At 62.7% G+C, this 11,461-nt stretch carries 13 protein-coding genes; 4 read left to right on the top strand and 9 right to left on the bottom strand.

Annotated features, from left to right (window positions below):
• The first annotated feature begins 46 nt into the window (after positions 1–46).
• From L8V00_RS01560 to L8V00_RS01545, 4 genes are read left to right on the top strand one after another with little or no spacing between them, the layout of a single operon-like run.
• Positions 47–289: a hypothetical protein gene (locus L8V00_RS01560; protein WP_269944023.1), complete on the top strand. Its 243-nt coding sequence runs from the start codon at positions 47–49 to the stop codon at positions 287–289.
• 1 nt (position 290) lies between these two features.
• Positions 291–1,211, top strand: coding sequence for a C40 family peptidase (locus L8V00_RS01555; RefSeq protein WP_269944022.1), 921 nt, complete (start codon positions 291–293; stop codon positions 1,209–1,211).
• A 33-nt stretch (positions 1,212–1,244) separates the two neighbouring features.
• Positions 1,245–1,415, top strand: a complete 171-nt coding sequence (locus tag L8V00_RS01550; protein ID WP_005291698.1) for a hypothetical protein — start codon at positions 1,245–1,247, stop codon at positions 1,413–1,415.
• 39 nt (positions 1,416–1,454) lie between these two features.
• Positions 1,455–2,717 (top strand): hypothetical protein, encoded by a 1,263-nt coding sequence (locus L8V00_RS01545; RefSeq protein ID WP_269944021.1) that lies wholly within the window; start codon positions 1,455–1,457, stop codon positions 2,715–2,717.
• A gap of 3 nt (positions 2,718–2,720) precedes the next feature.
• Here the strand turns inward: L8V00_RS01545 and L8V00_RS01540 are convergent, their stop codons facing one another.
• From L8V00_RS01540 to L8V00_RS01500, 9 genes are all read right to left on the bottom strand, one after another.
• Positions 2,721–3,356 (bottom strand): hypothetical protein, encoded by a 636-nt coding sequence (locus L8V00_RS01540; RefSeq protein WP_035004395.1) that lies wholly within the window; start codon positions 3,354–3,356, stop codon positions 2,721–2,723.
• A 94-nt stretch (positions 3,357–3,450) separates the two neighbouring features.
• Positions 3,451–4,383: a hypothetical protein gene (locus tag L8V00_RS01535; RefSeq protein WP_269944020.1), complete on the bottom strand. Its 933-nt coding sequence runs from the start codon at positions 4,381–4,383 to the stop codon at positions 3,451–3,453.
• 92 nt (positions 4,384–4,475) lie between these two features.
• Positions 4,476–5,138, bottom strand: a complete 663-nt coding sequence (locus L8V00_RS01530) for a hypothetical protein (RefSeq protein WP_035004397.1) — start codon at positions 5,136–5,138, stop codon at positions 4,476–4,478.
• A gap of 14 nt (positions 5,139–5,152) precedes the next feature.
• Entirely contained in the window at positions 5,153–5,995 is an 843-nt protein-coding gene (locus tag L8V00_RS01525) for a J domain-containing protein (protein WP_269944019.1), read from the bottom strand.
• Positions 5,996–6,044: 49 nt separating this feature from the next.
• A complete protein-coding gene (locus L8V00_RS01520) occupies positions 6,045–6,830 on the bottom strand; it encodes an ATP-binding cassette domain-containing protein (RefSeq protein ID WP_269944018.1) in 786 nt (261 codons plus the stop codon).
• Positions 6,831–7,826 (bottom strand): ABC transporter permease, encoded by a 996-nt coding sequence (locus L8V00_RS01515; RefSeq protein ID WP_269944017.1) that lies wholly within the window; start codon positions 7,824–7,826, stop codon positions 6,831–6,833.
• Complete coding sequence (locus tag L8V00_RS01510) at positions 7,823–8,848, bottom strand: sugar ABC transporter substrate-binding protein (RefSeq protein WP_420840015.1); 1,026 nt, start codon at positions 8,846–8,848, stop codon at positions 7,823–7,825. Before L8V00_RS01510 ends, L8V00_RS01515 begins: the two co-directional genes overlap by 4 nt.
• 63 nt (positions 8,849–8,911) lie before the next feature.
• Positions 8,912–10,231: an adenosine deaminase gene (locus L8V00_RS01505; protein WP_269944016.1), complete on the bottom strand. Its 1,320-nt coding sequence runs from the start codon at positions 10,229–10,231 to the stop codon at positions 8,912–8,914.
• A 47-nt stretch (positions 10,232–10,278) separates the two neighbouring features.
• Positions 10,279–11,361, bottom strand: coding sequence for a YhjD/YihY/BrkB family envelope integrity protein (locus L8V00_RS01500; RefSeq protein ID WP_049049791.1), 1,083 nt, complete (start codon positions 11,359–11,361; stop codon positions 10,279–10,281).
• Between the last annotated feature and the right edge of the window lie 100 nt (positions 11,362–11,461).

Below are 11,461 nucleotides of genomic sequence, written 5' to 3'. Positions count from 1 at the left end.
GGCCGATTCGGAACTGGTGGGGCGGCTAAAGGGGCGCACGCAGGATGTGAGTACGGCGCTACAGGGAAAGGTCGCGCCACTGCACGGTGCCGTGGGTATGGTGGCGCCGCCGGCGCTCAAGGATTTTCTGCGGGCGCTGTCGACGGCGCGGGACGCCCACGATGGGTTGTTGCGGGATGCGGAAAGCTACTTTAATGACGCCACGTTTGCGCTCGGGAGCGTGCATCGCGGACTAAACGGGCACGAGGGCGAGTACTCCCATGCCTTCAGCGGGTTGAGGGAGGTCTGAGGTGCTGGACATAGCGAGCCTCGTGGCCCCACTGGCCGCGGCGATCCCCTCGCCCTTTAGTCCCGGCCTCAGCGCCAGCGTCTCTGGGGTAAGGGGCCTGCAGGATCTGGGGAATCTGGCGGCCTCCGCCCTGCAGGGACGGGCGGGCGATAACGTCCACGGTTCCCTGGACTCGGTGGCCAAGGTCGTTTCCCAGGCCTTAGGTGCAGGCGGCGCACTGGACAAGTTGGCGGGGCAGGCCGCCCAGGCCGTAGAGCGGGCAATCGGGGATTTGAGCGTCATCTTCGACGACTGCGTGCGGGAAGTCGGCCAGGCGGTGGCCACCAGCGGCATGGCCGGCCCGCTGGGCTTGGTTAATGGCCTCGGCGCGGCGATGCCGGTGGTGTTGCGACACGTCGGGCGGGCGGAAGATCGCATGCACACTCTAGAGGAGGAGCTGCGCGGGTTGACCCTGGACGTGCACGAGGTGAAGAAGGAACAGATCCCCGAGCGGTTGCCTGCCAGGAATCCGGACACGGCAGAGGTTGCGGCGCCGGCGTCACAAGATAGCAACAGCGCGCCGGGCGCACCGACGGACCAGGCACACAAGGCGGTAGCCGCGGCGAAGACGGCCCTGGGCACCCCGTATCAGTGGGGCGGGACGGTGCCGGGCAAGGGGCTGGATTGCAGCGGCCTGGTGCAGTGGGCCTACCAGCAGGCCGGGGTGGACCTGCCGCGCACGGCAAGCGCGCAGGCGGTTGGGCCACAGATCCCGCGCGCGGAAGTGCAGGCGGGCGACCTGGCGGTATGGGACGGGCACGTGGCGATGATCGTCGACGGCGGGAACATGATCGAGGCCGGCGATCCAGTGCAGATCAACCCCATCAGGCAAGACAATATCGGAATGCCGTTCAAGGGCTTCTACCGGCCGACGGCGGCGTAGGCGAATCGGCATCGGCAAACAGAGGAGAAAAACATGCCACTCATCAACGGACGATCCCACGGCAGCGGGTTGGCGCGCATCGTGAGCACTCCCCCGCCGCGCGAGTATCTGGCCGCGCAGTTCCTGGGCGAAATGCCGGAAACCGTGCCCGCGGTGCTCACGGCGGAGCTGCGCAACCGGCGGGCTGACCAGACGCAGGACTAAACACCGACGTAGCCAGACCGACCTAGTAGAATGCCAGCCATGGCAGCAGAAAATGGCTTGAGGACATTCGGCAACGGCATCGTTGCCGTGGAGTTAGAGATCACCAGCGGCACCTGGTACACCCTGTGGGCCCCGAACTGGCTGGTCAAGGGTGAGCGCTGGCAGGGGTTCCTGGGCGATGACGACGATCTTTTCGTCTTCGACTCCCCCGCCAAGCTCCTGGCTTTCCTCGAGGACGGCGGGCGCAACGAGCTGGCCGAGCACCCCAAGTGGGCGCAGTTCAAGTCCGACTTGGTCACAAATGTGGTGCCCACCCGCACCGGCAAGATCAGCCTGGTCGAGGTGCCTCGCAAACTGGCTCAGCGCCCGGGCTATGAATCCACCTCCGCGGTCGCCCGCGGTTTCGATCTGCTGCGTTCCATGGGCAATGTGCTGGGGCTGAAGAGCGTGAACAACTGGTTCCACTCCTACTCCATTCTGGATAATGTGCGCCGCGGGCCGGACCACTACCAGTCGCAGAACGGCCTGGAAGAGTGGTCTGGCGTTGGCCGCACCGTGCTAGATCGGTGGAAGGGCATGCTCGACGACGTCGAAGTGCACCTAACCGAGCCAGAGGTCGACGAAGAAAAGGTGAAGGACGCACAGAAGCGCATCGACGAGGCCCAGGAGGCCCGCGAAAAGCGCCAGAAGGAAAAGGAGGCCGAGGCGGCGGCTGCGGCCAAGACCACCGACGGCGAGGACGTCGATCCCTACGACAAGACCATCTGGGCCGACGCCGGCATCGATCCGATCCGCATCAGCCTGAACGGCCAGTACGTCTACACTCTGCGCTGCTACGTCGGCGACAAGCCGCGCTTCCTCGGCCGCCACGGGGAGATCAACACCTTCCCGAACTCTCGTGCCCTCGTGCGCTGGATTATTGACGCCCACGATCACGACCTCGAAGAGCTGGATACTTGGGGCGACCTGGTCAGCGCCGCCAACGCCGGCGAGCTGGAGGTCACGGTGCACGACTCGAACCAGTACTCCTTCGCTGGCCTGCACGACGACATTTCGGAGTCCCTCGACGCCGTGGATACCGACCAGCTGGGCCGCGCCTACGAGCTGCTGGCGGACGCCGCGGACTGGGCGGGCGACGACGGCGTGAACAAGATCCTGCTGAGCTACCCGAAGCTGCAGAACTACCTGGCTTACATGCTGGGCTCCCCGTCGGACGCACAGCCATCCGCCCCCTTCGACGAGGAGGCGAAGGGCTGGAAGGCCCTGGAGGAAGGCCTGATTAAGCGCTTCACCCGCTTCTAGAAATTAGATGGCTGGCCCTGGCCAGCCCCAGGGCATCTTCGCCTGGCTGTTGTATTTGAAAAGCGCAAATACACCAAGAGAGACGGCCGCCAACGAAAGGGCGATTGCAAAATAAACGCCGATTTCTGCACTCCCTTGGAAGACCTCCTCGAAAACCAGGCCTTCTTCCCGCAGTCGAGCACCCTCTTCCCTCTCCATGGCCTTCAATGCTCGCTGGATCTTCATGATCGACCAGATCGCCCAGCCTAGACCCACCAGGCCCGCGCCGATGAACATGGAAGAGGCCACACGCGGCTTCACCGCCTGCCACAACATGACGGCACCCACAATCAGTAGCGACAGGGCTGCGACATTGGCTGGTACGCCGACTCCGGCACTGCTGAACTTCGAATCAACAACGTCAGCACCTTCCGGAGCACCTGTGACGACAACCCTGCCCCAGCCGTTCACATTTAGCCTCATAATCCCTTCATCGTGATTAAACCTCAGCTCCGTCCATCCGAGAAAGCTCGCAGTGAACATAAGCAAGGCTAAAGCTGTGGCGCCGCCGGAGACGAGCAGCATCCATGTGCCGGGACGGTAGCCGTATCCAAACTGAGGGTTTCCACCCATCGCGCCGTAGGGATTGGGATTGTTCATGGATCAATCACTTCCGGTCATTCACGGGCAGCTACTAACAAAAGAGCTCGTCTGGGCTTACCATGACGAGCTCTCTTGCGATGTAGAAAGGTTCTTACTGCCCCGGCTGGTTAAACGGGTTCTGATTACCTGGCTGGCCGAACTGACCCTGCTGATTCGGCTGGTTCTGTGGCTGTCCTGGCTGACCGAACTGACCCTGCTGGTTCGGCTGGCCGAACTGCTGAGGCTGACCCGGCTGGCCGAACTGGTTCGGAGCGTTGTTTCCGTTACCCGGAACGTTCAGCAGCGGGCCGAACTTCACAATCGCCAGCACGCCGAGCGCGATGATCGCCAGAGCGATGATGATTGCCAGGAAGACCGCGAACTTCGGCCCGCCGTCCAAGGTGATGTCAGATGCGAACCCGTAACCACTGCTGGAGGACTTGGCTGCCTCCAGCTCGTCCTTTGCCTCCTTGTAGGGGCCGTTGAAATCAACGATTGCCCAGATGGCCCAGATCAGATGCAACGCCCCACCGGCAATGCCCAGGTAAACGGCCACACGCGGCTGGATCTTCAGCCACAGCATGACCGCCGCAGCGATCAGCAAGCCCAGAGTCAAGACCATGAAGAGCACACCCAGGCCGGTGTTACCGAAATCCTCGGCGAACTCCTGCTTAACGGCATTGTCACTCACCGAGAGCATGCCCCAGCCGTTCACGCCAGCGGTGTACTTGTCGTCGCCGAGGGTAGTCGTAAAACCAACCCACTTGAAGAAGCTGAAGAACAGCACCAGCAGCGCTGCGATGCCAGCCACGCCTGCAGCCAGCTGGTTCCACGCCAGCGACTGCAGCCCCTGCTTCATTGCCTGACCGGCCTGCCCCGGCTGGTTCGGCTGGCCAGGCTGCCCCGGCTGGTTCGGCTGGCCAGGCTGCCCCGGCTGGCCAAACTGGTTCTGTTGGTTCGGCTGCGGCTGGTTCGGCTGCTGCGAGTACGGATTCTGGCCACCTGGGTTCGGTCCCGGCTGGCCATAAGGGTTCTGATTGCTCATGGCGAATGCTCTCAATCTTTTCTGCGAATAATTCCTATCTAGGATTCGTCTAATTATTGCAGCCCGCTGCCGAATCGGCGACCGAAATGGCATTATCGATCAACAACGAAGAATTGGTCGAACGTCACGTTGCTGGCCACCTCGCCGTGTTCGTAGACCTTTAGGTCCTTCTGATTGATCTCGATGCGAGTTCCGCCCCCGACGGGCACGCTGTAGCTGCCGCGGCTCGGGTCTGCGTAGGACATGTCCACGTCCTTCTCGATCGAGTGGCCACCGACATAGCTTCGGTAGTAATAGTCACCGTGCTCCCCGACCTTGCACACCACTACGTAATCGCCGTCGCCATAGGCCGCGTACAGCCACTGGTCGTCAGCATTGCAGTGCGCGGGGCTGCCCTCCCAGCCATAGCTGCTCAACCTATATTCTGGGCTGGAAGATCCACTGCCTCGCGGCTCCTCCGGGGTTGGCTCGTCCTCCGGGGTTGGCTCCGCTTCGCTAGTCTTTTCACGCTCGGTGGTCGTGGCGGGGCTCTCGCTGCTCTTTTTGGACGCCACCGTCTCCGCCGCTACCGGCGATTCCTCACCGTCGCCGCTGTCTTTCCCCATAACTGCCGTGGCCGTCAGCACGCCCGCGACCAGCAGCGCCACCACGGAGATTGCAACGATGGAATACACCCACGGAGAGGTCTTATTCTGCTGCGGAGCCTGCTGCGCAGGATAGTTGGGGTTCCAGTTATTCCAGTTGTTATTACTCATGTGATGTTCCGACCCTAGCGGTCGAGAATATTCATGTTCAGCAGCTTCGGGCCGCTATTGCCCACGCCGAAGAACAATAGGCCCTTCAACTTGCCATTGTTGTCCTCCACGGAGACGAGGTAGAAGTCCTCGTAGCGGTCAACGCTCTCCTCGGTCAAGACAAACCGGGCGAAATCGTTGCTCTTGGTGACTTCTCTGGGCTGGAGAGCCAGGGCGTCAAACTCCTTATTCATGCCCTCGTATCCGCCGTCGTCCAGGTCGAAGTAATCCGAGGCATCGGACATGAATTCCTTGCCGACGTGATCGTCCATCCACATCTGGGTCTCGCCCTTCTTACGCAGATCCAGGAACTCCTGGGAAAGGTTCTTCACCTCTCGCTCGTCTCCGAAGAACCAGCTCACACCCTTGTAGGCCCCAAACAACACCAGGACTGCGAGAAGGGGGACAATAGCCGCCACGGTCAGCGCCAGCTTCGAGGAACGGGCGAACTCGCGCTTCAGCTTGGACGGCTGCTTGGGCTGCTGCGGCTGTTGCTGTGGTTGCTGCGGCTGACCGGGCTGCTGGAACTGTTGGAACTGCTGGGGCTGTGCCTGCCCCTGCGCCGGCACCTGCATCTCACCCAGGTCACGCAGCGCGGCAATGTCGATCTCGGGGGCATTCGGATCGTCCAGGCGGGCATCGTACATGCCGCGCTTCGTCGGATCCGCAATCACCTTGCGAGCCACCTGCAGCTCGTCCTCCCCGCCCGGGTTGGAAGCATTACCCGTGCTCAAACGCTTATCGATGTCCTCAGCGATGCCCTGAGTGCTTGTGTTCCGGTCGATCCCAAGTGACTCGTACAGGTTGTAATGCGCCACGGCTTAGGTCAGCTCCCATCCTTAAAACGTCGTTATACAGGCATTTAGCTTAACTTAAATCCCGCAGTTCGTGGTTGAGGGAATCCAACTCGCCCCCGCCGGCCATTTCCAACGTCAGCTGCTCCAGAGTGACCTCGGAGTAATCCGCGTCCAGGGTCTGCTCGCCCATGTTCAGCAGCACGAAGTGGCTGCCCACCAAGTACGCATGGTGGGGGTTGTGCGTAATCAGCACCACGCCTACCCCGCTTTCGGCGGCGGACTTGATGAAGCGCAGCACCATGCCGGATTGCTTGACGCCCAGCGCTGCGGTTGGCTCGTCCAGAATGATCACTCGCGCACCGAAGTACACAGCCCGAGCAATGGCCACGACCTGCCTCTGACCACCGGAAAGGTTGGCGATCGGCACCTCGACATCGTCCAGGTGCACTCCCATCTTCTCCAACTCCTCAGCCGCGATACGGCGCATCTCGTCGGCGCGCAGCAAGCCGAAACGCCCGGTGAGCTCTTGGCCCAAGAAGAAGTTCCGCCACACGGACATCTGTCCGACCACGGCCAGGTCCTGGTACACGGTGGCGATGCCCTTATCCAGGGCATCCTTCGGCCCGTTGAAGTTGACCTCCTCGCCGTCGACCAGAACCTCACCACTGGTGTGCTTGTGGCGGCCGGCGAGGATCTTGATGAGGGTGGACTTGCCCGCGCCATTGTCGCCCAGGATGCAGGTCACCTTGCCCGGATAGATATCCAGGTCAATGTCCTTCAGCACGTGGACATCGCCATAGTCCTTGTCCACATTGCGGAGGCTGATAATCGGGGTGGCGTCATTAGAAGAAGACATTTAGCTGCGACCTCCCGAAGTGAACTTGGAGACAGAGTTGTTGGTGAGCACCGCAAACAGCAGCATGGCCCCCAGGAAGAACTTGAACCAATCCGGGTTCCAACCTGCGTAGACGATGCCCTGGTTCGTCATACCGAAGATCAGCGCGCCGATGGCCGTACCGATGGCGGTGCCGCGCCCACCCGTGAGGGCACAGCCGCCGATGACCGCGGCGATGATGTAGAGGAACTCGTTGCCCACACCCTGGCCAGCCTGGATGGAATCGAAGGCGAAGAGATTGTGCATGCCCACGAACCAGGCGGCGAAGCCGACGAACATAAACAGGATCACCTTCACGCGGCGTACCGGCACACCGGTGGCGCGGGCGGCCTCAGCATCACCGCCGACGGCGAAGATCCAGTTGCCGAAGCGTGTCTTGAACAGCAGAACGCTGGCCAGGGCCACGAAGAGGAGCCACCAGAAGACGATGGTCTTGACCTCCACGCCGAAGATGTTGATCGAGGAAGCGAAGACAGCCTTGGCGGATTCGAAGCCCTCCATATCAGCGATCGACGGGGTGGCGACCTGCCCGGTGACGAGCTTCGTCACGGCCAGGTTGATGCCCTGCAGCATCAGGAACGCGGCCAGGGTGATGAGGAACGACGGAATGCCCGTGCGCATCACCATCATCCCGTTGAAGGCGCCGATGGCCAGGGCGATCAGCAGGGAGAGGAATACGCCCACCCAGGAGTTCAGCCAGAAGCTGTAGTTCAGCATTGTGGCGGCCAGTGCGGCGGTGGTGACGGCCACGCCGGAGGAGAGGTCGAACTCGTCGCCGATCATCAGCAGACCGACGGCCAGGGAAATGATGCCCATCGTGGAGCTGGCGTACAGCACCGTGGAGAACGCATCGAGGGAGCGGAACGACGGGGCGACGATCATGAACAGTGTGAAGATCAGGACCGCGCCGAGCACCGAGGTGAACTCGGGGCGCTTAAGGATACTCATCGCTTTCATCGCAGCCCTTCCTTGGCCGCGTCCGCGATGGTGTCCACGTTGGACTTATCCACGAACGACGGGCCGGTCAGCACCGGCTGGCCGCCGCCCACGGTGGACCCGTTGCGCTTGGCCAGCCAGAGCGCGTCGATGGCCATGTAGCCCTGCAGGTAAGGCTGCTGGTCCACGGCCCACTCGATGGTGCCATTCTTGATTGCGGCGACGAGCTCCGCGTTGGTGTCGAAGGTGGAGATCTTTGCCTTGGAACCGGCCTGCTCCTTGGCCTGCACGGCCGTCAGCGCGACGGGGGCGACCAGACCCATGACCCAGTCGATGTCCTTCTGCTGCGCCAGCTTGGCCTGCACGGTGGACTGCACGCTGGTCAGATCCATGCCGTTGACGTAGAGGTTCTCCACGGAACCGCCGCCGAGGCCCTTCTTGATGCCCGCACAGCGGGACTCCTGGCTAGGGTTGCCCTGCTCGTGAATGACGCACAGCACCTTCTTGGCGCCGTCCTTCGACAGGCGCTCGCCGGCGCGCTCGCCGGCGACGGACTCGTCCTGGCCGAAGAAGGCGCTGACGTCGTACTTCTTGTAGTGCTCCATGCCGGAGTTCAAGCCGACCACGGGAATGTCCGCCTTCGCCGCGCGCTTCGCCGCCGGGCCCAGAGCCTCCGGGGTGGGCATGGTCAGGGCCAGGCCGTCGACGTTGGAATCGATGGCATTCTGCACCAGGTTCGCCTGGTCAGGTGCCTGCGGGGAGGAGCTGTAGCGGAGCTCCAGGTTGTTCTTCTTGGCAGCATCCTCCGCGCCTGCGCGGACGAGATCCCAGAAGGTATCGCCCGGCGCGCCGTGGCTCACCATCGCCACGGTGTATCGCGGGGTATCCACTCCCCCGCCGCCGTCGCCGGACGCACCGCCACGCGGCCGACCACCGGTCTCCGAGCACGCGGCAAGCACCGCGCCCGTGCAGATAATCACCAGCATCGCCACTGCGCGGCGGAGGTTGAACTTAATTCCCCAAGAATTCGCCATGCAGAGCATTTTGCCAGTTCACAGGGGCAAAACCCAACCCTAAGCGGGCTAACTTAAAGCATTCAGATGCGTCTAGCTGGAGGTTTGGTCGCCTGCTTCGCCATCGCTTTCCTCATCGTCCAGGCTAAGGCCCAGCTCCTCCAGCTCGGCCTTGAGGTTCTCCATGGACAGCTCAATATCCTGCTGGCCCGCACCCGCTGCAACACTCGCGCCGTGCGGCTGGCCGTGGCCGTGCAGGCGTTGCATGCCGTTGGAAAACTCGGTGCCCTCCGCGTCGCCTGCGTCCAGGGCCTCGTCCGGCAGGCTGTTGCCAACCTCGGCGTAGGCCGGATAGATCACGTTGCGCTCGAGGTCCTCGCGCAGCCCCTCGTCGCAGTACGCCACCTGCAGTGCGTTGCTCGTAAGCTCCAACAGCTGCCACAGCTCCAGGTCGCAGTGCTCGGCCAGCAGCTCGAACTCGCGGGACATCGTGGTGCCGGAAACCAGGCGGTTATCCGTGTTCACGGTGCAGAAGAAGCCCATCTCGTACAGCAGGCCAAACGGGTGCTCCGCCACGTCGTCGCAGATACCCGTCTGCGTATTAGAGGTCGGGCAGATCTCCAGGGCAATGCGCTGGTCGCGCATGAAGCGGGCGACCGGACCCAGCTCGATGCCGCTCATGGTGGCATTAAAGTCCTCGTACACACGCACGCCGTGGCCGATACGTCGGGCGCCCTGCGCTAGGGCGTCACGAAGAGAGTCCACACCGGCGGCCTCACCAGCGTGAATGGTGAAAGGAACGAGGTTCTTACGCAACAGGTCGAACGCGGCGGCGTGCTTTGACGGCGGGAAGCCATCCTCGGCGCCGGCGATGTCGAAGCCCACCACGTACCCCTCGCCCGGGGTGTGCTCGCCATAGTTGTCCACCGTGAGCTGGGCGATCTCCTCGGAACGATCCGCGTGGCGCATGGCGCACAGGATCAGGCGCACGTGGATGCGACCGCCGCGCTCGGCGACCAGGCGCTCGCCCTCCTTCACGCCCTGCACCGTAGCCTCAACGACCTGTTGCAGGGAAAGGCCATCGGCCTGGTGCTGCTCGGGGGCGTAGCGCAGCTCGGCGTAGCAAACGTTATCGGCGGCCAGGTCCTCGACGGCCTCGCGGGTGATGCGCACCAGCCCCTCGGCGGTCTGCATGACGGCGGTGGTGTGATCGAAGGTGGTGAGGTAGGTCGGCAGGTCGCCGGAGTTCGCCGCCTCGTAGAACCACTTCTCCAGCTCTACTGGGTCGGTGGTGGGCAGCTCGTAGCCGATCTTCTCGGCAAGCTCGACCAGGGTGGCGGGACGGACGCCACCGTCGAGGTGGTCGTGGAGCTCTACTTTGGGAAGGGACGCGATGATGTCAGAGTCAATCATGTCTAAAGATCCTAGCTGCATTCGCGTCCCACGCTCGCAGCTGGCCGCTAGCGCTTGAAGATCTTGGTGACCAATCCGCCAACGACCACGCCCGCGGCTGCGCCGATGCCAAGCAGACCGGCACGGTTGGCGTCGGCACTACCCGCACGCACCTCCTGGCGCACGCGAATAACGGCGGCCGGCGGTGCATCCGGGCGCAGGTTAGCCAAGGATTCCGGCGTGGTCGCAGCCCACGCGGAGCAGTACAGCAGGATGCGCCAGATGAAGTACATCAGCACCATCACACCGATCACCGGACCGAAGGCCGCGCCGGCGGGGTTGGATAGCGCGTTGGAGAAGAAGATGGTGGCGAACTGCTTGAAGATCTCAAACAGGATCGCGCCGATAACAGCGGCCTTCACCGCGGACTTGCGAGGCACCTTGGTGCGCGGCAGGTAGAGGATCATCCAGAAGAACACGCAGAAGTTAGCGATCAGCGCCACCAGCAGGGCCACGCCGAAGGTGATGTAGCGGATGCCCGGCACGTCTGCCAGCCCGACTGCATCCAGCAGCTGGGTGGTCAGGCCGGAGTTGCCGATGGTGGTGATGGCGAAGGCAGCGATCAGGGAGACCAGCAGGCCGACCAGGCCAATCAGGTCCTTTACCTTGCCGGAGACGAAACCGGAAGGCGTACCGTCGACCTTCCACATCGCGGAAACACCCAGGCGCAGGTGGGCGATCCAGCCCAGTCCGGTCCACAGGGCCAACAGAAGACCGATGGAGAATACGGACTTCCTCTGTTCGATGGACTGCTCGATGATGGTCTGCAGCACATCTCCCATGCTGCCGTCGCCCATGTTGGCGACCCTGTCCATGACGTCGTTCAGCAGCCTCTCGTTGCCCGCCAGGATCATGGCCAGCACGGCCAAGGTCAGCATCATCAGGGGGAAGATCGTCATCACCGAGAAGTAGGTGATGCCGGCGGCGAACTGGTTACCGCCCTGCTCGGAGTACCGATCCTGCATCCGCAGCACGTGATCCAGCCACGGCCACTTGTCGCGGTACTTATCCAGCGGGCCTGGATCGTCCTTGCGGGATCGCTCCACGCCATAGTTATCCAGCTTGCTCTTATCAGGATCGGTGGTCGCCAAAGGGACGGCCCTTCCTTCCGGTCGTCTCGTCTTGAAAGTTCTTCACATTAGTAAAGCACGGCGGGGGCTGCCGTGCTTTGCTGTTTCGCGTTGCTTGTTC

Origin of the sequence: Corynebacterium evansiae (assembly GCF_027570065.1) — a bacterium.
Classification (GTDB): Bacteria; Actinomycetota; Actinomycetes; order Mycobacteriales; family Mycobacteriaceae; genus Corynebacterium; species Corynebacterium evansiae.
The sequence above is the reverse complement of the archived record's forward strand: the minus strand, read 5'-3'. Positions and strand labels throughout refer to the sequence as shown.